Genomic DNA, 22,071 nt, shown 5'->3' with positions numbered 1-22,071 from the left:
AGTGGCCGAACTCCGCGCTGATCGGCGAACCGCCCGCGCGATGTCCGGAGTGGACTCGTCAGCCGCTCTTGCGACCGGTGATCATGACGTTGTAGAAGAGCTCGCGCGGGAGGGCCTTGCGCAGCACCGTGTCGTCGAGCCAGGAGAGCCGCTGCCAGGTGCGGAAGGCGAACATCGCCCAGCCGAAGCCGAGCTTCTCGCGCGGGACGGCCGCCTCGAAGGTGCGCACCGGCCAGCCGAACAGGGCGGCGGTGAGCTCCTCGGTCTCGGCCTTGACCTCGACCAGGCCCGCGTCGCGCGCCGTGGTCTCCAACTCGGTCGGGTCGAAGGTGTGCAGGTCGACCACGGCCTCCAGGGCGGCGGCGCGCGAGGACTCGTCCAGTTCGGACTGCGGGCGGCGCCACGAGCGCAGCGGGGCCAGCTTGGTCAGGTTCGTGGTGAGCCACCAGGTCGCCTGGCCGAGCTTGCGCGCGTAGCGGTCGCCGATACGAGTGGGCTCACCCGCGAACACGAAGCGGCCACCCGGCTTGAGCACCCGGCGGACCTCGCGGAACGCGGTGGGCAGGTCCGGGATGTGGTGCAGCACGGCGTGCCCGACGACGAGGTCGAAGCTGTTGTCGTCGTAGGGCAGGCGCTCCGCGTCGGCGACCCGGCCGTCCACGTCGAGCCCCAGGCCCTTGGCGTTGCGCAGGGCGACCTCGACCATGCCGGGCGACAGGTCGGTGACCGAGCCCTTCGCGATCACCCCGCCCTGCATCAGGTTCAGCAGGAAGAACCCGGTGCCGCAGCCCAGTTCCATCGCCGTCGGGTACGGCCAGCCCTGGTCCCCCGCGACCGCGCGGAACCGGCCGGTGGCGTAGTCGATGCAGCGCTGGTCGTAGGAGATCGACCACTTCTCGTCGTAGGTGCCCGCCTCCCAGTCGTGGTAGAGGACGTTGGCCAGCTTCGGGTCGGCGTAGGCGGCCTGGACCTGCTCGGCGGTGGCGTGCGGGTTCGGCGCGGGGTCAGCGGCCATCGAAACGCGCCTTCCCCGCACCGTTCTCCAGGAACGAGCGCAAGCCGGTGGTGCGGTCCTCGGTGGCGAACAGCGCCGCGAACAGGTTCGTCTCCACGGCGAGGCCGCTGGTGAGGTCGGTGTCCAGGCCGGTGTCGATGGCGGCCTTGGCGGCGGCCAGCGCGCGCGAGGCGCCGTGGCTGAACTGCCCGGCCCACCGGCGGGCGGCGTCGTAGACGTCATCGGGGGCGACGACCTCGTCGACCATGCCGATCGCCAGCGCCTCGGCGGCGTCGACGAAGCGCCCGGTGTAGACGATGTCCTTGGCGCGGCTCGGGCCGATCAGCCTGGCCAGCCGCTGGGTGCCGCCCGCGCCGGGGATCAGGCCGAGCAGCACCTCGGGCTGGCCGACCTTGGCGTTGTCCCCCGCGATGCGCCGGTCGCAGGCCAGCGCGAGCTCGTAGCCGCCGCCGAGCGCGTAGCCGGTGATCGCGGCGACGGTCGGCTTGGGCAGCCGCGCCACGGCGGTGACCGAGGCGCTGAGCTCGGGGGCGTAGTCGGCGATGTCGGTGTACGACATCTCGGCGAACTCCTTGACGTCCGCGCCTGCCGCGAACACCTTCGGGCCGCCGTAGACGATCACCGCGCGGACGTCGGCGCGGGTGCCCGCCTCGTGCGCGGCCTCGCGCAGCTCGGCCTGCAGCTGCCGGTTGATCGCGTTCATCGGCGGCCTGCCCAGCCGGATGGTGCCAATGCCGTCCTCGACCTCAAGCGTTACGAACTCACCCACGGCTTGTGCCCTCCTGCTGATAGCCGGCCCCGCTGGTGGCGGAGCCGGAAGGTTACCTGTCGGTAGGTGATCAGGCCCGGCGGCGGGCGAAGAACCGGTCGCCGGAGCGCTCCAGCTCCAGCGACTGCCCGAACGTCGCCGAGAGGTTCTCGCTGGTGAGGACGTCGTCGATGAGCCCCTGGGCCACCACGCCGCCCTGGGAGAGCAGCAGCAGGTGGGTGAACCCGGGCGGGATCTCCTCGACGTGGTGGGTCACCAGCACGGTCGCGGGGGCGTCGGGGTCGAGCGCGAGGTCGGTCAGCCTGGCCACCAGGTCCTCGCGGCCGCCCAGGTCGAGCCCGGCGGCGGGCTCGTCGAGCAGCAGCAGCTCGGGGTCGGTCATCAGCGCGCGGGCGATCAGCGTCCGCTTGCGCTCGCCCTCGGACAGGGTGCCGAAGGTCCGCTCGCCGAGCCCGGCGATGCCCAGGGTCTTGAGCAGCTCGTCGGCGCGGCCGGTGTCGAGCTGGTCGTACTCCTCGCGCCAGCGGCCGAGCACCGCGTACCCGGCGCTGACGACGACGTCGCGCACCTTCTCCTCGGCGGGCACCCGGCCCGCGAGCGCGGCGGTGGCGAAGCCGATGCGGGTGCGCAGCTCGAACACGTTGACCCGGCCGATCCGCTCGCCGAGCACGTGCACGACGCCGGTGGTGGGGTGCAGTTCGGCGCCCGCGAGCCGCAGCAGGGTGGTCTTGCCCGCGCCGTTGCTGCCGAGCACCACCCAGCGCTCGTCGAGCTCGACCCGCCAGTCGAGGTCCTTGAGCAGGTCGGAGGTACCGCGTCGCACCCCGACCCCCGCCATGTGCAGGACGAGGTCGTCGAGGTCTTCCGGTGTGCTGTCGGGTCCGGTGTCGGCCTGAGTCCGCGAGGTCACGGCCGTCATTCTGCCTTTGCCCACCGGTGCTGTGCGTTTGCCTCCCTGCGCACCCCGGCTCCTCCCGCGGCCCGGTACGGGGTTGACTTGCCCGGCACGAGAGGAGCGCCCATGTCATCGGGGTACACGGTCGACACCACCAGCCTGGCCATCCGGGTCGGTGAGCTGCGCGCACTGGCCGACGAGGTCGAGGTCGCGGCGGACCGGCTGGCGCTGTCGGCGGGTGATCTGGGCCCCGGCGACATCGCCGCGGCGGCCCAGGAGGTGGCCGACCAGTGGCGCGACGACCTCGGCGCGATGCGGGACAAGATCGGCAAGATCGCCGACAACGTGCGCTCGGCGGTGGCCAACTACGAGCAGGTCGAGCAGGGCGGCGCGGACCGGATGCGGTTCGCCGTCGAGCGGGGTGTGGCCGAGGCGCAGGTCAACGCGCTGCGCGGGGGCGCGGCCGTCCAGCAGGCGCGGCTCAACGACCTGACCGGGGGCACGCCGTGAACTACCCCACGCTCGGGTTCGACCCGACCCCCGGCGAGCGGTCCGCGGTCCAGGCGATGCTCGTCGAACTGGCGGAAGCGCAGGTCATGCTCGCCGCCGTCGGGCCCCGGCTGACCGAGGCCTGCAAGATCACCGACGACGCCGAGTGGGGCGGGTCGGCCGCAGAGGAGTTCAGCGACCACGGCGACGACCTGCCCAGGGGCATCGCCAAGGGCGCCGAGTCGATCCAGAAGGTCAGCCAGGCGCTGACCACCTGGGCGGGCCGGATGACGGCGAACCAGGACAAGGCCGAGGAGCTGGAGGCGCGGGCCAAGCGGCTCAAGGAGCGGATGGCGGACGCCGGGGACGCCCAGACCAGGGCGGCCGGGGCGATCCCGCGCGACGCGAGCCACCCGTCGTACGGCGCTCGGTACGACGCGTTCCTGGGGGCTGTCCGGGCTGCAGGCGAGGCGCGGGCGGCCTTCGAGCAGGTGATCTCCGACGCGCACCGGCTCGAACGCAAGCACCGCAACGAAGCCGACCAGGCCGCCGAGAAGATCCGCAGCGGGCCGGACGAGGTGTTCAAGCCGGAGAACGACGGCTGGGTCGTGCAGACACTCGACGGCGTGGGCAAGACCTCGGGGATCATCTCCAGCGCCTCGGCGGCGATCGCCGCGGGGTCGCTGTTGATCCCGGGGGTCGGCGAGGTGGTGGCACCGGTCGCGGGGACGGTGTCCGCCGCGTCGGGCGGGATCAACGCGCTGACCGGGCTCGCGCAGAAGGCCGCGGGCTCGTCGAACGCGCCGTCGTGGGTGGACATCGGCCTCGGGCTGGTCCCGGGCCGGACCATCACGTCGGGGGTCGTCGGCGCGGGCAAACGCCTGACCGGCGACGCGGTGGAGGCGGGCAGCAGGGTCCGGCGGACGGTCACCGGCGCCCGCGACGGGGCGGTCGAGGGGTTCACCTCAGCGGGCATCGGCAAGGCCGTCAAGGACGTCCGCACCCTGCGCCGCCTCGCCGCCGAACAAGGCTCCACCGGCGCCGCCCTGCGCGAGAAAGCCGCCAAGGACCTCCGCGACAAGGGCGACAAGATCGCCGCCCGCTTCCAGGACCCCACCAAGTTCACCCCCGCCCAACGCGACGCCTTCGGCCGCCTCCGAGCCGCGGGCGAGGCCTACTCCGCCAGCATCGACACAGCCATCCGCTCCGCCCAAGCCGCAGGCGTCCAATTCACCCCAGAACAACGGCGAGAACTCGAACTGCTCAAGCTCGCAGGCAACCCAGGCCGCACCAGCGCCGAAAGCGCCCTGGTCAACACCGTCGCCGCCAGCACCCGAGAGCACGCCAAGTGACCCCCACAACTCTCACCACGCGCGGCGAGACCCCACCAACCCTCCCGCCGGGAACCGCGCGCCCGAAGGAGCACGCCAGATGAGGCTCGCCATGCCCGCCCAAGTCCGGCAGCTCCCCCTCCACGACCCCGCCGCAGCGGTCCGGGAGTACGCCGAGATCATCGGTCGCCTGAGAAACGCTCCCCCAGGTGCCGCAGCCGACCTGGAGGCCCTGGCGGCCGAGGCGGTAGAGGGTGTGCTCCGGCAAGGCGCCTTCCTGATGGCCGTGGTGGTGTCCGAGGTGGCGGACCCAGCGCTGCTCACCGGCGTGGCGCTGGAGGTGCCGGAGGGGTGGGACATCGAGACCGCCGATGCGCTGCGGGATTCGGTGGAGGATGTCGGGGGGCCGGACGTGCGGCAGACGATCCTGGTGGAGAGTGCGTTGGGGCCGGTGGTGGTGGCGCAGCGGATTCCCGGGGTTGAGCAGGTCAGGGCGAGGCAGCCGGTGGCGTTGCAGTTGCAGGCGTTCGTCCCGGAGCCCGGGGAGGGGCGGATGTTGCTGCTCACCCTGTCCGCGCCGTCCGCGCGCGGGTGGGCGGCGCACCAGTCGGTGTTCACCGAGCTGGTCGCTTCGGCTAGTCCATCCGGGGTAGCGCCGCGCTCGGCCGAACCGGTGGTGGATGACTCGTTCGAGCACCACACCTTCGGGCTCTGAGCAGCGGGGGAACGTCTCGATCCGATCTTGGTTGGGTCCGCGCGTCTCGATAGCGTCGGCTCTCTGGTCCAGGATGGGGTGGTGCCGCACTCAGCCCCGCGCCCAGGTAGCCCGTTCCCGCTCGGTGCCCACCCCGAGGCGGGTGGGGTGCGCTTCGCCGTCGCCTCCTCGGTGGCCGACGCGGTGGAGCTGTGCCTGGTCGCCGAGGACGAGGACGGCAAGCAGGTCGAGCAGCGGGTGGAGCTGACCGAGCGCACCTTCGGCATCTGGCACGGCGTGGTCCCCGGCGTCACCCCCGGCCAGCGGTACGGCTACCGGGTGCACGGCCCGTACGACCCGCGCCGGGGCTTGCGCTGCAACCCGCACAAGCTGCTGGTCGACCCGTACGCCAGGCGCGTCACCGGCGCGGTGCCCGACCTGGCCGCCACCCGCGGCTACCGGGGCGACCCGATGACCGGCGGTCCGTCGCGCACCGACTCCCTGGGCGGGGTGCCGCTGTCGGTGGTCACCTCCCCCGGCGGCCCCGACACCGGCCGCCGCCCGGACGTGCCGTTCGAGGAGACGGTCGTCTACGAGCTGCACGTCAAGGGCTTCACCAAGCTGCACCCGGACGTGCCCAAGCACCTGCGCGGCACCTACCTGGGCCTGGCGCACCCGGCGGTCGTCGAGCACCTGGTGCGGCTGGGGGTTACGGCGGTGGAGCTGCTGCCGGTGCACACCCACGCCGACGAGCCGATGCTGCTGCGCTCGGGCAGGCACAACTACTGGGGCTACTCCACGCTCGGGTTCCTGTCGCCGCACGCCGGGTACGCCAGCCGGGCCGGGCACGAGGTGGAGGAGTTCCGCACGATGGTGGCCGCGCTGCACGCGGTCGGCATCGAGGTGATACTCGACGTCGTCTACAACCACACCTGCGAGGGCGGGGTGGCCGGGCCGACGCTGTCGTTCCGCGGGTTCGACGCGCCCGCCTACTACGCCATCGACGACGAGGGCCGCGACCGCGACATCACCGGCTGCGGCAACACCCTGGACCCGGGGTCGCCGACGGTGGTGCGGCTGGTGGTCGACTCGATGCGCTACTTCGCCGCCGAGCTGGGCGTCGACGGGTTCCGGCTCGACCTGGCCAGCGCGCTGGGCCGCCCGCACGCCGGGGCCTTCGACCCCGACGCGACCCTGCTGACCGCGATCACCACCGACCCGGTCCTGGCGAACCGCAAGCTGATCGCCGAGCCGTGGGACGCCACCGGGGAGGGCTACCGGGTGGGCGGGTTCGGCGCGCAGTGGGCCGAGTGGAACGGCCGGTTCCGCGACGGCGCCCGCGACTTCTGGCGCGGCGGGACCGGGCTGCGGGACCTGGCGTACCGGCTGTCGGGGTCGTCGGACCTGTACGCGGGCAGGCGGCCGTGGGCGTCGGTCAACTTCGTCACCGCGCACGACGGGTTCACCCTGCGCGACCTGGTTTCCTACGACCACAAGCACAACCACGAGAACGGCGAGCACGGCGCGGACGGCACCAACGACAACCGGTCGTGGAACTGCGGCGCGGAGGGTGAGACCGGCGACCCCGGGGTGCTGGCGCTGCGCGACCGGCAGGCGCGCAACCTGCTGGCCACGCTCCTGCTGTCCACCGGCACGCCGATGCTGCTGGCCGGGGACGAGCGGTGGCGCACCCAGCACGGCAACAACAACGCGTACTGCCTGGACAACCAGACCTCGTGGGTTGACTGGAGCGCCGACCCCAGGGCCGACGACCTGCTGGCCTTCACCCGCAGGTTGATCGCGCTGCGGGCCGCGTCCCCGGCGCTGCGCCAGCCGCAGTTCTTCGACGGCAGGCCCACCCGATCCGGTGAACCGGACCTGCTGTGGCTGCGGCCCGACGGCGAGCCGATGACCGAGCAGGACTGGTTCGACGAGTCCCGCCGCACGCTGGGCATGTGGGTCGACGGGTCCGAGTGCCTCTCGCGCGACCGCGACGGGGAACTGGTCGCCGACGACTCGTGGTTGCTGCTGCTGCACTCCGGCGCCGACCAGGTCGAGGTGGTGCTGCCGTCCGAGCGGTACGGCCGCCGCTACATCCCGGTGCTGGACTCGGGGACGCCGCGGGGCGTGCCGAAGGACACCGACCCGCTGCCGCCGGGCAAGCGGATCACCCTGCCCGGGCGGAGCACACTGCTGCTGCGGGCGCCCCGGATCAGCCCCTGAGCCGGGTTCGTACCAGTCCGTGAGATCCGTGGCTGGGCCGGTTGGCCCATGCCACGATCGCGTCGTGACCCGGTCAGAGCCGTCCTCGACGCAGTCGCCGCCGCTGTGGCGCGACCGCACCGTCGACCTGCTGCTCGTCGCCTCCTGCGGCTGTAGACGCCCGCGGCGGACCCCCCTGTCCCACTAGGCCTGGTGCCGCCGCGTCCCGTGTGAGCCCGCGCACACCGACGAGGAGACCAGAGATGACCGCGCCAGCGCTGAGCAAGGACGTCCACCCCCGCTTCGACCACCCCGGCCTGCACGAGCTGATCGCCCCGCGCGATCCGCTGTGGACGCCGCGGGAGTTGCGCGAGCTGACCTCGTCGGTCGCCGCGGACTTCCGCACCCGGTTGGTCGAGGTGGTCCGCTTCGCCAGCCCGCAGCGCTGGTGGACCCAGCTCGCGGTGACCGACGAGGTGGAGCTGTGGCTGCTGTCGTGGCTGCCCGGCCAGGGCACCGCCCCGCACGACCACGGCGGCGCGGCCGGGTCGTTCACCGTCCTGTTCGGCGACCTGTCCGAGACCTACCGCTACCCGTCCGGCCCGATCCGCGAGCACCAGCACGCCGAGGGCGCGTCGATCGGGTTCGGCCAGGGCCGCGCGCACCAGGTCCGCAACCTGGGCCAGGTGAAGGCCGCCAGCGTGCACGCCTACTCACCGCCCCTGGTGCCGACCCGCGAGTACGCCACCCTGCGCGACGTGCCAGACGAGATCCCCGCCCTCCCGGCGCCGCGGCTCGCCGGCTTCTCCGGGCTCGCCGGATGAGTGCCGTCGACGACCACCTCGCCGCCGCCCGCGCCGACCTGACCCGGATCGACCCCCTCGCCGCCAACGCCTTACACGAACGCGGGGAGGCGGTTTTCATCGACATCCGGCCCGTGGTGAACCGCCTCGAGGAGGGCGAGATCCCGGGCTCCATCCCGGTCGAGCGCATCCACCTCGAATGGCGCCTCGACCCCGCAGGCGACCACCGGATCCCCGGCTTCGACGCGGACAGCACCGTGATCGTCCTGTGCAACGAGGGCTACGCCTCAAGCTTCGCGGCCCGCGACATCAAGGCCCTAGGCCTCCCCCACGCCACCGACCTCATCGGCGGCTTCCGCGCCTGGCACGCCGCAGGCCTACCCGTACGCGACGGCGGCACCCCCGCAGTCCCCTGACCCACACCAGTTCGCGCGGGTTGCCTGATCACGTGGTCCTGACCAGGCAACCCGCGCGTCCCTTACTGGCTCGCTGACTCTGGGGCTTTGTTCAGGCGGCTCGGGCCGCTGCGAGGAAGGCGCGGATGAGGGCGGGGTCTTTGGTGCCTCGGGTGGATTCGACGCCGCTGGAGACGTCTACGCCCCAGGGGTGGGCGGCGTGGATGGCGGTGGCGATGTTGTCCGGGCGGAGGCCGCCTGCGAGCAGCCAGCGGCCGGTGGGGCGCCTGGTGTCCAGTGTGGACAGGTCCCAGCGTTCGCCGGAGCCCGCGGTCGGGGAGTCGAGCAGGAGCATGTCCGCGCCCCACAGGTCGATGTCGGTGTCCGGGGTGAGGGTGGTGGCGCGGATGACCTGGAACGGGCCGCCGACCACGGAGGTGAAGGCCGCGCGCGGGTAGTCGCCGTGCAGTTGGAGTGCGCCGAGCCCCGCGTCGACGGTCAGCCGGGCGGCTTCCTCGGCGTCGATGCCGCTGAAGACGCCGACGGTGAGCACGTGTGCCGGGGCGCGGGCGGCCAGGTCGCGGGCCTGCTCGACCCCCACCTGGCGGACGCTCTTGGCGAAGACGAACCCGATCGCGTCGGCGCCCGCGGTGACGGCGGCGTCGACGTCGCCGGGGGTGCGCAACCCGCAGACCTTGACGAACATGCCATGAGCCTAACGACTGGGAACACGCAGATTCCTCACGTCCCTGACCTGCGGAACCCCACCCCAGCCCGGGGCGTCTGTTGCTCGTGCGCCTCACCCGGGTGGTCCGCCACCCCCTCACCATCCTGACCGCGGTCGTGTGCGCGGCTGTCGGCTTCGGCTACCGGTCGGCCGGGGAGGTCGGGTGGGGCGTCGTCGGCGCCTTGGTGGGGCTGCTGCTGGGGTTGATGTCGCTGCAGGTCGGCATGCTGGTCGGCGCGGTGGTGCTCGGGGCGCGGGTGCACAAGGTCGTCCTCGGCATCGGGACCCGCGTCGCGGACTGGACCACTGCCCGCCGCGCGGTCGTGCTGCGAGCGGTCCCGGTGCTGATGTCGGTGTCGGTCGGCCCGGGCAAGGCGCCTGCCCGCAAACGCATGTGGGGCGCGGCACTGTGCTCGGCCGTCGCCGCTCTGGCCACGGTCGCGGTGACGGCCCTGTCGGTCTCCAACGGCTTCACGCTCGGCCTCGCCATCGCCTGCGCGGCAGCAGTCGCCCACGCCCTGGTGCCGCGCAAACTCCCCGGCTCGACCTCAACGGGCTGGCTCGTGCTCAACCTGCCCCGCATGACCGGCGTCCAAGCGCAACAGCTCGACGCGGCACCCCTGGTCACGGCGACGGTGGACGCGGTGCAGGACGGCGAGCTCGCCCGCGCGTCGGCGATGGCCGCGGAGCTCTCGGACCGCTACCCGGCCCTGCGCACCGCGACGGCGGCCAGAGTCCTTGTCCTGCAAGCACAAGGCCGCTATGCCGAAGCCCTGTTGCAGGCCATGGCGATCGCGGGCGACACCACCCAGACACCCCAGGAGGCAGCCGTCTCCTTCGCCGCGCTGGCCGGATTGGCCTACGCGACCGTCGAATCCGGCCAGCTGGCGGCGGAACTGGGCATGGACACCGCCGACCAGGCCCTGGAGAACGCCGAGACCCTCGGCTACCCCACCCACCGCCTCGACGGCTGCCGCGCCCTGCGCGAACTGATCCTCGGCAACCCCACCAAGGCCATCAGCCTCGCCCGCTACTCCGCCGACGCCTGCGACGACCGCCTCGGCCGCGCGGACGACCTCGCCACCCTCGCCCGCGCACACATGGCCGCGGGCGACAACACAGCCGCCCGCGCCGCCCTCGCCGAGGCCGAACAGGTCGTCGCTTGGTGGCCGCGCGTCGCCGAAACCCGCAGCAGGCTGGACATCTCCTGACCGAGCGGCCCGCAGACCGTGATTCGCTTGCCGGACAACGCAATGGAGTCGCGCGCGGCCGACGATCGGTTGCCGCACAAGGGCAGTCGAGTCGTCCATGACGTGACTCCCCGACCAGGCGGCCACCTCGAAGGCTGACCCGCAGCCGCCTCGTCCACCGGAAACCGTGACTTCCGGTGCACCCACGCGCGACCGAGCCGACGTGGGTGCACCGGAACCCACCTATGCCAGGACGACCTTGCCGAGTTCCGCGGGCGTGGCCAGCAGGCCGTGCCGAGGCAGGACCCGAGCTGTCACGCCGAGAGCGCCCGCGTGCGGGAGAGCCAGTTCCGTTGTGTAGTGCCCGTTCTCGGTCGGCGTCATGATGGCCGTGACGACGTCGGTGAGGTCGTCGGCGTCGCCGACGCGGCCGATGACGGCCTGGACCTCGACGTCGGCGGGGGTCAGGCCCGCCAGGTCGACGGTCGCGTTGACGCGGACGACCTCGCCGATCACCGGGGAGTGGTTGTCCTCGACGGCCAGTTCGCAGTCGACGACCTTGATCCGGTTCCACGCGCTGAACAGGCGGTGCCGGTAGTCGGCCAGGTCCTTGGCGACCCGGAAGTCGTCGACCTGGGCCAGGGCACCGGCGGCCGCGGCGGGGGCGTACGCCGATTCCACGTACTCGCCGACCATGCGGGTCGCCTGGATGCGCGGGCCGAGGGAGGACAGCGTGTGGCGGACCATCGCCATCCACTGGGTCGGGACCCCGGCGGCGTCGCGGTCGTAGTACAGCGGGGCGACCTGGGAGCCGAGCAGCTCGTAGAGCGCCGCCGCCTCCAGGTCGTCGCGCCGCACGGGATCGGTGACGCCGTCCGCGGTGGGGATGGCCCAGCCGTTGCTGCCGTCGTAGAACTCGTCCCACCAGCCGTCGCGGATGGAGAGGTTGAGGCCGCCGTTGAGCGCTGCCTTCATGCCCGAGGTGCCGCAGGCCTCCAGCGGGCGCATCGGGTTGTTGAGCCAGACGTCGCAGCCCCAGTAGAGGTAGCGGGCCATGTTCATGTCGTAGTCCGGCAGGAACACGATGCGGTGGCGGACCCCGGCGTCGTCGGCGAAGCGGACGATCTGCTGGATCAGCGCCTTGCCGCCGTCGTCGGCCGGGTGCGACTTGCCCGCCACGACCAGCTGGACCGGCCGCTGCGGGTGCAGCAGCAGCGCCCGCAGCCGCTCGGCGTCGCGCAGCATCAGCGTGAGCCGCTTGTAGGTCGGCACGCGCCGGGCGAAGCCGACGGTCAGCACGTCCGGGTCGAACACCGTGTCGGTCCAGCCCAGCTCCAGCGCCGAGGCGCCGCGCTGCAGCCAGGCCGCGCGGACCCGCTCGCGGATCTCGTCGACCAACCGGCGGCGCAGCTGGCCGCGCAGCGACCACAGCTGCCCGTCGGACACCGAGTCGGCGACGCCGGTGTAGCCCTCGTCGGTCGGGTCGCCGATGACCTCGGTCATCTCGCGGGCCGCCCAGGTGGGGCCGTGCACGCCGTTGGTGACCGAGCTGATCGGCACCTCGTCGGTGTCGAACCCGGGCCACAGGCCGCCGAACATGTCCCGGCTGACCGCGCCGTGCAGCATCGACACGCCGTTGGCGCGCTGGGCCAGCCGCAGTCCCATGTGGGCCATGTTGAACATGCCCGGGTTCTCCTCGGCGCCCAGCGCCAGCACCCGGCGCAGGTCGATGCCCGGCAGCAGCGTGCCGTCGCCGAAGTAGTGCTGGACCAGGTCGACTGGGAAGCGGTCGATGCCAGCGGGCACCGGGGTGTGCGTGGTGAACACCGTGCCCGCGCGGACCGCCGAGAGCGCCTGGTCGAAGTCCAGCGACTGCCCGGAGACGAGTTCGCGCAGCCGCTCCAGGCCGAGGAAGCCCGCGTGACCCTCGTTGGTGTGGAACACCTCCGGCTGGGCGACCCCGGTCAGCTCGCAGTACGTGCGCACCGCGCGGACGCCGCCGACCCCGGCCAGGATCTCCTGGCGGATGCGGTGGTCCTGGTCGCCGCCGTAGAGCCGGTCGGTGACCCCGCGCAGGTCGTCGGCGTTCTCCTCGATGTCGGAGTCGAGCAGCAGCAGCGGCACCCGGCCGACCTGGGCCTTCCAGATCCGCGCGCGCAGCACCCGGCCGCCGGGCATCGCCACGTGCACCAGGATCGGCGCGCCGGACGGCTCGGTCAGCGGCTCCAGCGGCAACCCGTTCGGGTCGATCACCGGGTAGTGCTCGACCTGCCAGCCGTCGAGCGAGAGCGACTGCCGGAAGTAGCCGGAGCGGTAGAGCAGGCCGACCCCGATCAGCGGGACACCGAGGTCCGACGCCGCCTTGAGGTGGTCGCCCGCGAGCACGCCGAGGCCGCCGGAGTAGTTGGGCAGCGCTTCGGTGACGCCGAACTCCATCGAGAAGTAGGCGATGGACGCGGGCAACCTGCTGCCGTTGTGCCCGGTGTCGTGGCGCTGGTACCAGCGCGGCTCCCCGAGGTAGCGGCGCAGGTCGTCGGCGACCCCGGCGACCCGGTCGAGGAAGGCGGGGTCGGCGGCGAGCCGGTCCAGCCGCTCGGCGGGCACCTGGGCGAGCAGGTGCAGCGGGTCACCGCCGACCGCCGCCCAGATGTCGCGGTCGACCTCGGCGAACAGGTCCTGGGTCGGCGGGTGCCAGGTCCACCGCAGGTTGGTGGCGAGCACCCCGAGATCGGCGAGCGGCGCGGGCAACCCGGCGCGGACGGTGAATCGACGTACGGCTTTCACGGAATCCGACCCTACTGGCCTGCCTGGATCGAGCAAGCCGTGCGCGCGCCGCCGTGCGCGCCGATCCGGAGTTGTCGCAGATCAGCGCGGGTGCGCTCCGGTGGGAATGGTCGCAATGTCGCCGAGCGGCCCGGGCGCGGCGGGTGACCACACAGGACCAACCGGGCACCGGGGCGGCCAAGATGCCACGCCCCGGCAACACCACCGTCGATCGGGTGACGGTTCCCGTTGACCCTGACTGGGTACCTACCCCGGAGGTCCCCCAGGTCCAGCAGTCATCCCAGGCCTCGTTGTCAAGATCCATCCCCCGCCCGGGTGGGTCGGATCCGGCCGCACCGGGCAGACTGTGGGCAAGCACCCGACGGAGAGGAGCCTGACCGGTGAGCGGTCGGCTTGGCATCGATGACGTGTCCCCCCTCGTGTCCTGCGGCCGGTACCCCGGCAAAGCCGTTGTGGGCGAACACATCCCGGTGCGGGCGACGGTGTGGCGCGAGGGCCACGACGCGATCGCGGCGACGGTCAGCTGGCGGGGTCCCGGCGACAGCAAGGCGCGGCGCACCCGGATGCGGCCCGACGGTCTCGAGCCCGATCGGTGGATCGCCGACATCGTCCCGGACACCGAGGGCCTGTGGACCTTCCGGGTGGACGCCTGGAGCGACCCGTGGGCGACCTGGGTGCACACGGTCGAGGTGAAGGTCGCCGCCGGGCAGCAAGCGGGCGAGCTGGCCAACGACCTGGAGATCGGCGCGCGGCTGCTGGAGCGGGTCGGCCGCAGGCCGGACCGGGGCAGCGACCGCAAGCTGCTGGTGTCGGCGGCGCGGGCGCTGCGCGACGAGGCCATGCCGCTCTCGGCGCGCATCGCCGAGGCGCTGGCGGAGTCCACCAGGCGGGTGATGCACCAGCACCCCGTGCGGGAGCTGGTGACCAAGAGCAAGCCGGTGCAGCTGTGGGTGGACCGCAAGGTCGCGCTCTACGGCTCCTGGTACGAGTTCTTCCCGAGGTCGACCGGCGGCCTGGACACCGAGGGCAAGCCGGTGCACGGCACGTTCAAGACCGCGACCAAGGAGCTGGACCGGGTAGCGGCGATGGGCTTCGACATCGTCTACCTCCCGCCGATTCACCCGATCGGTGAGGAGAACCGCAAGGGCCGCAACAACAGCGTGGTCGCCGAGCCGGGTGACGTCGGGTCGACCTGGGCGATCGGGTCGGCCGACGGCGGGCACGACGCGATCCACCCGGAGCTGGGCACCTTCGAGGACTTCCGGGCGTTCGTGGCCAGGGCGCGCGAGCTGGACATGGAGATCGCGCTCGACTTCGCGCTGCAGTGCGCGCCGGACCACCCGTGGGTGATCAAGCACCCGGACTGGTTCACCACCCGCCCGGACGGCACGATCGCCTACGCCGAGAACCCGCCCAAGAAGTACCAGGACATCTACCCGGTCAACTTCGACAACGACCCGGAGGGCCTCTACGCGGAGGTGCTCCGGGTGGTCCTGATGTGGGCCGAGCAGGGGGTGCGGGTGTTCCGGGTGGACAACCCGCACACCAAGCCGCCGGACTTCTGGGAGTGGCTGATCCGCCAGGTCAAGGCGGTCGCCCCGGACGTGCTGTTCCTGTCCGAGGCGTTCACCAGGCCCGCGCGGCTCTACGGGTTGGCCAAGCTCGGCTTCACCCAGTCCTACACCTACTTCACCTGGCGCACGGCCAAGCAGGAGCTGGTGGACTTCGGCGTCGAACTGGTCGAGCACGCCGACGAGGCGCGGCCGAACCTGTTCGTCAACACCCCGGACATCCTGCACGAGTCGCTGCAGGTGGGCGGGCCCGCGATGTTCGCGATCCGGGCCGCGCTCGCCGCCACCCTGTCCCCCACCTGGGGGGTGTACGCGGGCTTCGAGCTCTACGAGCACGAGGCGGTGCGGCCGGGCAGCGAGGAGTACCTGGACTCGGAGAAGTACGAGCTGCGGCCGCGCGACTTCGCGGGCGCGCTCGCCGAGGGCCGGTCGCTGCAGCCGTGGATCACCCGGCTCAACGCGATCCGCCGGGCGCACCCCGCGCTGCAGCAGCTGCGGACGCTGCGCTTCCACCACGTGGACAACGACGCGCTGATCGCCTACTCCAAGACCGACCCGGAGACCGGGGACACCGTCGTCGTGCTGATCACCCTGGACCCGAGGTCGCCGCAGGAGGGCGTGCTCTGGCTCGACTGGGCCGCGCTCGGCCTGGACCCGGAGGCCACGCACACCGCCTACGACGAGGTGTCCGGCCAGACCTGGCGGTGGGGCAACGGGAACTACGTGCGGCTCGACCCGTGGGGCAGCGTCGCGCACATCGTCCACATCCGACGCTGAGCCCGCGCGACCCCGGAACGGCGTAATCAGCGGCACATCACCCGAACGGCGGTGGTGTGCCGCTGGCGCGCGGGGGCAGGGTTTCGCGGGTCCAGCACCCGGTTCCCGCCGACTGAGATGGTGATCACCGGCGGGCATGGATCACCCGGTTCGGGGGTAATCCCTTTGTTGGCGGCGCGCGCGAGCGGTGAGCGGGTGGACCGAGCGTGCGGGCACCGCCCACACAGGACAGTCTGGGGAGACCGGGAGGGTGCGGGGTGGTGCGCGGTCGTCCGGGGCGAAACGTGGTACGCATGGCGCACCGGCACTGGACGCGACCGGCAGGGACACGCTGACACACGGCCGAGACACGGGGCGAGGGCGACAAGCATGACGGTTCAGGACACCACCGCGCCCGACGCGGCATTGGGCCTCGCGGGCATCCCGCACACCGGCGAGGGGGTGACCGCCGACGGGCACCTCACCGAGCCGCAGGCCGAGGACTTCCACCACGCGCGGTCAGCGCCGCCGCAGACGGAGTGGTACAAGAGCGCGGTCTTCTACGAGGTGCTCGTCCGGGCGTTCAACGACTCCGACGGCAACGGCACCGGCGACCTGCGCGGGTTGGCCGACAAGCTCGACTACCTGCAGTGGTTGGGCATCGACTGCCTCTGGCTGCCCCCGTTCTACGCCTCGCCGCTGCGCGACGGCGGCTACGACATCAGCGACTTCCGCGCGGTGCTGCCCGAGTTCGGCACCGTCGACGACTTCAGCTACCTGCTCGACCAGGCGCACAAGCGCGGCATCCGGGTGATCACCGACCTGGTGCTCAACCACACCTCCGACGCGCACCCCTGGTTCCAGGAGTCGCGCCAGCACCCGGACGGCCCCTACGGCGACTACTACGTCTGGTCCGACACCGACGAGGCCTACGCCGACGCGCGGATCATCTTCGTCGACACCGAGACCTCGAACTGGACCTACGACCCGGTGCGCGGCCAGTTCTACTGGCACCGGTTCTTCTCCCACCAGCCGGACCTCAACTACGAGAACCCCGAGGTCCAGGACGCGATGCTCGACGTGCTGCGGTTCTGGCTCGACATCGGCATCGACGGCTTCCGGCTCGACGCGGTGCCCTACCTGTTCGAGGAGGAGGGCACCAACTGCGAGAACCTGCCGCGCACGCACGAGTTCCTCAAGCGCTGCCGCAAGGTCGTCGACGACGAGTTCCCCGGCCGGGTGCTGCTGGCCGAGGCGAACCAGTGGCCCGCGGACGTGGTGGAGTACTTCGGCGACCCGGCCATCGGCGGCGACGAGTGCCACATGGCGTTCCACTTCCCGCTGATGCCGCGCATCTTCATGGCGGTGCGCCGGGAGTCGCGGTTCCCGATCTCGGAGATCCTGGCGCACACGCCGTCGATCCCCTCCGGTGCCCAGTGGGGCATCTTCCTGCGCAACCACGACGAGCTGACCCTGGAGATGGTCACCGACGAGGAGCGCGACTACATGTACGCGGAGTACGCCAAGGACCCGCGGATGAAGGCCAACATCGGCATCCGCAGGCGGTTGGCGCCGCTGCTGGACAACGACCGCAACCAGCAGGAGCTGTTCACCGCGCTGCTGCTGAGCCTGCCCGGGTCGCCGGTGCTCTACTACGGCGACGAGATCGGCATGGGCGACAACATCTGGCTGGGTGACCGCGACGCGGTGCGCACCCCGATGCAGTGGTCGCCGGACCGCAACGCCGGGTTCTCCCGCTGCGACCCGGGTCGGCTGTACCTGCCCGCGATCGCCGACCCGGTGTACGGGTTCCAGGCGGTCAACGTCGAGGCGCACATGAACAACACCTCGTCGCTGCTGCACTGGACCAGGCGGATGCTGCAGGTGCGCACCGAGCACCCGGCGTTCGGCCTCGGCGACTTCACCGAGCTGGGCTCGTCGAACCCGAGCGTGCTGGCGTACCTGCGCAGGCACGGCGACGACGTGGTGATCTGCGTGAACAACCTGTCCCGGTTCCCGCAGCCGGTGGAGCTGCACCTGTCGGAGTACGACGGGTACGTGCCGGTGGAGCTGACCGGCGGGGTCCGGTTCCCGGCGATCGGCGAGCTGCCGTACCTGCTGACCCTGCCCGGGCACGGCTTCTACTGGTTCCAGATCACCCGACCGCACGAGGAGGGCGAGCTCCAGTGACCACCCGACCGCTGCCCGCGGTGGCCTCCCTCGCCGACGACCTGCCGACCTGGCTGCCCGCGCAGCGCTGGTTCGCGGCCAAGGGCCGGGACGTCAGCACCGTGCAGGTGGAGCGGGCGGCCGTGCTGTGGGAGGGCGCCGACCCCGGTGCCCCGAGCCTGCTGCACGCCCTGGTCGACGCCGACGGCGAGCGCTACCAACTGCTGCTCGGCGTGGTCGAGGAGGTGCCGGAGCACCTGCGCGGCGCGACCGTGGGCAGGTTGGAGGACGGCTCGTTCGCCTACGACGCCACGCACGACGCGGAGCTGATGGGTGGGCTGCTCGAGCTGTTCGCCACCCGGTCCGCGGCGGGCGGGGTGGACTGGCTGCCGGAGCCGGGGGTGGAGATCCACCCGGGGCTGCGCGCCCGGCCGATCGGGGTGGAGCAGTCCAACACCTCGATCGTGTTCGGCGAGCACTACATCCTCAAGGTCTACCGGCGCCCGGTCCCCGGGGAGAGCCGGGACGTGGAGCTGCACCGGGCGCTGGCAGGCGCGGGCAGCACGCGGGTCGCGGCGCCGGTCGCGGTGATGCGCACGGAGGACACGGTGCTCGGGTTCGCCCAGCGCTTCCTCGGTGACGCCGCCGAGGGCTGGGCGACGGCGACCGCCAGCGTGCGGGACCTGTTGGCGGAGGCCGATCTGCACGCGGGCGAGGTCGGCGGTGACTTCGCGGGCGAGGCGCACCGGTTGGGCGCCGCGGTGGCCGAGGTGCACGCGGCGCTGGCCACCGCGCTGGGCACCGAGCCGGTCGGCCCGGCGGAGATGATGGCCGGGGCCGACGAGATGCACGCCCGGCTGGACGCGGCGGTGCGCGAGGTGCCCGCGCTGGCCGAGCACGAACCGGTGCTGCGGGCGGCGTTCGACGCCGTGCGCGGGCTGCCGGGGACGACGGTCCAGCAGGTGCACGGTGACCTGCACCTGGGCCAGGTGCTGCGCACGACCACCGGATGGGTGCTCATCGACTTCGAGGGCGAGCCGGACGCGCCCCCGGCCGAACGGGTCAGGGCGCGGTCGCCGCTGCGCGACGTGGCCGGGATGTTGCGCTCGTTCGACTACGCCGCGCTGCACCTGCTGGCGGGCGAGGAACCCGATCACCAGCGGCTCACCAGGGCCGCGGAATGGGCCGACCGCAACCGCTCCGCGTTCTGCGACGGGTACGCCACCGTGGGTCCCGACCCCCGGTTGGACGCGGTGCTGCTGCGGGCTTTCGAGCTGGACAAGGCCGTCTACGAGGTGGGCTACGAGCACCGCAACCGGCCCGACTGGGTGCCCATCCCGCTGGCCGCGATCAGCCGGGTCGCCGCGGCCGGATAGCGCCGGATCCGGACATGACGTCATTGCGACTTTTGGGCAACACGAGTTTCGGGTATTCGAGAACGTGGTTAACCTGATCGACAATGCCCGCTCTCGGGGTGCCGCCGGTTGAAGGATCGGGGTGTGGCGACATGCGGATCGCGGATGTGTTGCGGGGCAAGGGTGCTGAGGGCGCCGCCGTGGCCACGGTGGACCCGGGTACCACTGTCGAGGGCCTGATAGCCGAACTCGCCAGGTACAACGTCGGCGCGCTCGTGGTGCTCGACGGGGACCAGGTGGTCGGCATCGTGTCCGAACGGGACGTTGTACGGGGTCTGACCGCGCGCGGTGCCGAGCTGCTCGGCGTCACCGTCGCCGACATCATGACCGCGGACGTGCGGACCTGCCTGCCGACCGACAGCGTCGACAGCCTGGCCGCCACCATGACCGAGCGCCGGATCCGGCACCTGCCGGTGTTGGACGAGCAGGGCGCGCTGGCGGGCATCGTGAGCATCGGTGACGTCGTCAAGAGCCACATAAGCCAGCTGGAAGCCGACCGCGACCAGCTCCAGTCCTACATATCCCAGGGTTGATACCTCTTGTTGGTTGACGAGATCGAGCGGCTCATCGCAGGCGCGCACCACGACCCGCACTCCCTGCTGGGCATCCACCCCAGGGGCAAGGGCGGGGCGGTGGTGCGGGCGCTGCGCCCCAACGCCAAGTCGGTCGCGGTGATCTTCGGCGACCAGCGGCACGAGATGGACGAGGTCGGCGACAGCGTGTTCGCCGTCGACCTGAAGGAAGCTCCGGAGGAGTACCTCCTGGAGGTCGACTACGGCGCGGGTCCCGAACTGGTGGAGGACCCGTACCGCTGGTTGCCGACGCTCGGTGAGCTCGACCTGCACCTGTTCCGCGAGGGCCGCCACGAGCGGCTGTGGGAGATCCTCGGCGCGCACGTGCGCCGCTACGACACCGCCAAGGGTGTCGTGGAGGGCACCTCGTTCGCGGTGTGGGCGCCCACCGCGCGCGGTGTGCGGGTGTGCGGCGACTTCGACGGCTGGGACGGGCGCGCGAACCCGATGCGGTCGCTGGGCTCGTCCGGGGTGTGGGAGGTCTTCTTGCCCGGGGTACCGCCGGGTACCCGGTACAAGTTCCGCATCCACGGCGCGGACGGTTCGTGGCACGAGAAGGCCGACCCGATGGCCCGCGCCACCGAGGTGCCGCCCGCGACCGCGTCGGTGGTGTCCACTTCGGAGTACCGGTGGCTGGACGCCGAGTGGCTGGCCCGCCGGGACGCGACGTCGTGGAGCGCGGCGCCGATGAGCGTCTACGAGGCGCACCTCGGGTCGTGGCGCCAGGGCCTCGGCTACCGGGAACTGGCCGACCAGCTCGGTGACTACCTGGTGGAGCACAACTTCACCCACGTCGAACTGCTGCCGGTGGCCGAGCACCCGTTCGGTGGGTCGTGGGGCTACCAGGTCACCTCGTACTACGCCCCGACCGCGCGCTTCGGCTCCCCGGACGAGTTCCGGCACCTGGTCGACGAGCTGCACCGGCGCGGCATCGGCGTGATCATGGACTGGGTGCCCGCGCACTTCCCGCGCGACTCGTGGGCGCTGGCCCGCTTCGACGGCAGCCCGCTCTACGAGCACGGCGACCCGCGCCGCGGCGAGCAGCCCGACTGGGGCACCCTGGTGTTCGACTTCGGCCGCTCCGAGGTGCGCAACTTCCTGGTGGCCAACGCGCTGTACTGGATCGAGGAGTTCCACATCGACGGCCTGCGGGTCGACGCGGTGGCCTCGATGCTCTACCTGGACTACTCCCGCAACGACGGCGAGTGGCTGCCCAACGAGCACGGCGGCCGGGAGAACCTGGACGCGGTGCGGTTCCTGCAGGAGCTGAACGCGACCGTCTACAAGCACCACCCGGGGGTGGTGATGGTCGCCGAGGAGTCGACGGCGTGGCCGGGGGTGACGCGGCCGACGCACCTTGGCGGCCTCGGGTTCGGCTTCAAGTGGAACATGGGCTGGATGCACGACACGCTCAGCTACATCGGCCACGACCCGATCCACCGCTCGTACCACCACAACGAGATCACCTTCTCGCTGGTGTACGCGTGGAGTGAGAACTTCACCCTCCCGCTGTCGCACGACGAGGTGGTGCACGGCAAGGGCTCGCTGTGGACCCGGATGCCCGGCGACGACTGGAACAAGGCGGCGGGCCTGCGCGCGCTGCTGGCCTTCATGTGGGCGCACCCGGGCAAGCAGCTGCTGTTCATGGGCGGCGAGTTCGGCCAGGTCCGGGAGTGGTCGGAGTCGCGGTCGCTGGACTGGGAGCTGACCGACCAGCCGCTGCACCGGGGCATCGGGGCGCTGGTGCGCGACCTCAACGGCGTCTACCGCGAGCAGCCCGCGCTCTACCTCGACGACAGCCGCCCCGAAGGCTTCTCCTGGGTCGACGCCAACGACTCGGCGGGCAACGTCCTGAGCTTCCTGCGCCTGGGCGGCGACACCGAACTGCTCTGCGTCGCCAACTTCTCCGGCTCCCCGCACCACGACTACCGGGTGGGCGTCCCCAGCACCGGCCTGTGGCGCGAGGTCGTCAACACCGACGCCGAGTCCTACGGCGGCTCCGGCGTCGGCAACCTCGGCGGCGTCACCGCCACCGACAAGCCCTGGCACGGCCGCCCCGCGTCCCTCGTCCTCCAACTCCCCCCGCAGGGCGTCGTCTGGCTGACCCCGGACCGCGACACCGCCGACCAGGTCATCGCCGAGGCCGACAGCGCTCTCCCCAACGCCGCCCTGCCCGACACGGCCCAGGCGGAGTCGACCCCGCCCAAGCCCTTCCCGGGTGACGCGGTGGACGTCGGCCCTGACGTGCCCGCGGTCTGACAGCGCCCCTCGACGCGGCAGGCACGATCTCGTAG

General features: G+C 72.0%; 17 protein-coding genes. 12 read left to right on the top strand and 5 right to left on the bottom strand.

Annotated features, from left to right (window positions below; genetic code table 11):
- Positions 1 to 58: 58 nt before the first annotated feature.
- The 3 genes from LV79_RS26265 to LV79_RS26255 form a co-directional block, all read right to left on the bottom strand.
- On the bottom strand, positions 59 to 1,015 hold the full coding sequence (locus LV79_RS26265) for a class I SAM-dependent methyltransferase (RefSeq protein ID WP_253840907.1): 957 nt from the start codon (positions 1,013 to 1,015) through the stop codon (positions 59 to 61).
- Positions 1,005 to 1,784 (bottom strand): enoyl-CoA hydratase/isomerase family protein, encoded by a 780-nt coding sequence (locus LV79_RS26260; protein ID WP_253840906.1) that lies wholly within the window; start codon positions 1,782 to 1,784, stop codon positions 1,005 to 1,007. The genes LV79_RS26265 and LV79_RS26260 overlap by 11 nt, the downstream gene beginning before the upstream one ends.
- Before the next feature lie 70 nt (positions 1,785 to 1,854).
- Positions 1,855 to 2,703, bottom strand: a complete 849-nt coding sequence (locus LV79_RS26255) for an ABC transporter ATP-binding protein (protein ID WP_253840905.1) — start codon at positions 2,701 to 2,703, stop codon at positions 1,855 to 1,857.
- A 102-nt stretch (positions 2,704 to 2,805) separates the two neighbouring features.
- On the opposite strand from LV79_RS26255, the gene LV79_RS26250 reads away from it, so the two are divergent.
- The 6 genes from LV79_RS26250 (at position 2,806) to LV79_RS26225 (ending at position 8,614) form a co-directional block, all read left to right on the top strand.
- Complete coding sequence (locus LV79_RS26250; RefSeq protein WP_253840904.1) at positions 2,806 to 3,189, top strand: WXG100 family type VII secretion target; 384 nt, start codon at positions 2,806 to 2,808, stop codon at positions 3,187 to 3,189.
- Complete coding sequence (locus LV79_RS26245) at positions 3,186 to 4,520, top strand: hypothetical protein (protein WP_253840903.1); 1,335 nt, start codon at positions 3,186 to 3,188, stop codon at positions 4,518 to 4,520. Before LV79_RS26250 ends, LV79_RS26245 begins: the two co-directional genes overlap by 4 nt.
- A gap of 79 nt (positions 4,521 to 4,599) precedes the next feature.
- Positions 4,600 to 5,214, top strand: coding sequence for a hypothetical protein (locus LV79_RS26240; RefSeq protein WP_253840902.1), 615 nt, complete (start codon positions 4,600 to 4,602; stop codon positions 5,212 to 5,214).
- An 81-nt stretch (positions 5,215 to 5,295) separates the two neighbouring features.
- Complete coding sequence (gene glgX / locus LV79_RS26235) at positions 5,296 to 7,416, top strand: glycogen debranching protein GlgX (RefSeq protein WP_372495460.1); 2,121 nt, start codon at positions 5,296 to 5,298, stop codon at positions 7,414 to 7,416.
- A gap of 242 nt (positions 7,417 to 7,658) precedes the next feature.
- On the top strand, positions 7,659 to 8,219 hold the full coding sequence (locus LV79_RS26230; protein WP_253840900.1) for a cysteine dioxygenase: 561 nt from the start codon (positions 7,659 to 7,661) through the stop codon (positions 8,217 to 8,219).
- Positions 8,216 to 8,614: a rhodanese-like domain-containing protein gene (locus tag LV79_RS26225; RefSeq protein ID WP_253840899.1), complete on the top strand. Its 399-nt coding sequence runs from the start codon at positions 8,216 to 8,218 to the stop codon at positions 8,612 to 8,614. Before LV79_RS26230 ends, LV79_RS26225 begins: the two co-directional genes overlap by 4 nt.
- Before the next feature lie 91 nt (positions 8,615 to 8,705).
- On the opposite strand, the gene LV79_RS26220 is transcribed toward LV79_RS26225, so the two are convergent.
- Positions 8,706 to 9,299 (bottom strand): phosphoribosylanthranilate isomerase, encoded by a 594-nt coding sequence (locus LV79_RS26220; RefSeq protein ID WP_253840898.1) that lies wholly within the window; start codon positions 9,297 to 9,299, stop codon positions 8,706 to 8,708.
- 80 nt (positions 9,300 to 9,379) lie between these two features.
- Between LV79_RS26220 and LV79_RS26215 the strand changes: the two genes are divergently transcribed.
- The gene (locus LV79_RS26215) at positions 9,380 to 10,531 is read left to right on the top strand and encodes a hypothetical protein (RefSeq protein WP_253840897.1); all 1,152 of its coding nucleotides are present in this window, start codon (positions 9,380 to 9,382) and stop codon (positions 10,529 to 10,531) included.
- Between the two features lie 222 nt (positions 10,532 to 10,753).
- Here the strand turns inward: LV79_RS26215 and glgP are convergent, their stop codons facing one another.
- Positions 10,754 to 13,294 carry an alpha-glucan family phosphorylase gene (gene glgP, locus LV79_RS26210; RefSeq protein ID WP_253840896.1) on the bottom strand — a complete coding sequence of 847 codons (2,541 nt, stop codon included), beginning with the start codon at positions 13,292 to 13,294 and terminating at the stop codon, positions 10,754 to 10,756.
- Positions 13,295 to 13,674: 380 nt separating this feature from the next.
- Between glgP and LV79_RS26205 the strand changes: the two genes are divergently transcribed.
- The 5 genes from LV79_RS26205 (at position 13,675) to glgB (ending at position 22,036) form a co-directional block, all read left to right on the top strand.
- The gene (locus tag LV79_RS26205; RefSeq protein ID WP_253840895.1) at positions 13,675 to 15,642 is read left to right on the top strand and encodes an alpha-1,4-glucan--maltose-1-phosphate maltosyltransferase; all 1,968 of its coding nucleotides are present in this window, start codon (positions 13,675 to 13,677) and stop codon (positions 15,640 to 15,642) included.
- A 369-nt stretch (positions 15,643 to 16,011) separates the two neighbouring features.
- Positions 16,012 to 17,811, top strand: coding sequence for a maltose alpha-D-glucosyltransferase (gene treS / locus LV79_RS26200; protein ID WP_253840894.1), 1,800 nt, complete (start codon positions 16,012 to 16,014; stop codon positions 17,809 to 17,811).
- Positions 17,808 to 19,166, top strand: a complete 1,359-nt coding sequence (locus tag LV79_RS26195) for a maltokinase N-terminal cap-like domain-containing protein (RefSeq protein ID WP_253840893.1) — start codon at positions 17,808 to 17,810, stop codon at positions 19,164 to 19,166. Before treS ends, LV79_RS26195 begins: the two co-directional genes overlap by 4 nt.
- Positions 19,167 to 19,297: 131 nt before the next feature.
- Positions 19,298 to 19,738, top strand: coding sequence for a CBS domain-containing protein (locus LV79_RS26190; protein ID WP_253840892.1), 441 nt, complete (start codon positions 19,298 to 19,300; stop codon positions 19,736 to 19,738).
- 9 nt (positions 19,739 to 19,747) lie between these two features.
- Positions 19,748 to 22,036 (top strand): 1,4-alpha-glucan branching protein GlgB, encoded by a 2,289-nt coding sequence (glgB, locus tag LV79_RS26185; protein ID WP_253840891.1) that lies wholly within the window; start codon positions 19,748 to 19,750, stop codon positions 22,034 to 22,036.
- The last annotated feature ends 35 nt before the right edge of the window (positions 22,037 to 22,071 follow it).

The organism is Actinokineospora globicatena (assembly GCF_024171945.1).
Classification (GTDB): Bacteria; Actinomycetota; Actinomycetes; order Mycobacteriales; family Pseudonocardiaceae; genus Actinokineospora; species Actinokineospora globicatena.
The sequence above is the reverse complement of the archived record's forward strand: the minus strand, read 5'-3'. Positions and strand labels throughout refer to the sequence as shown.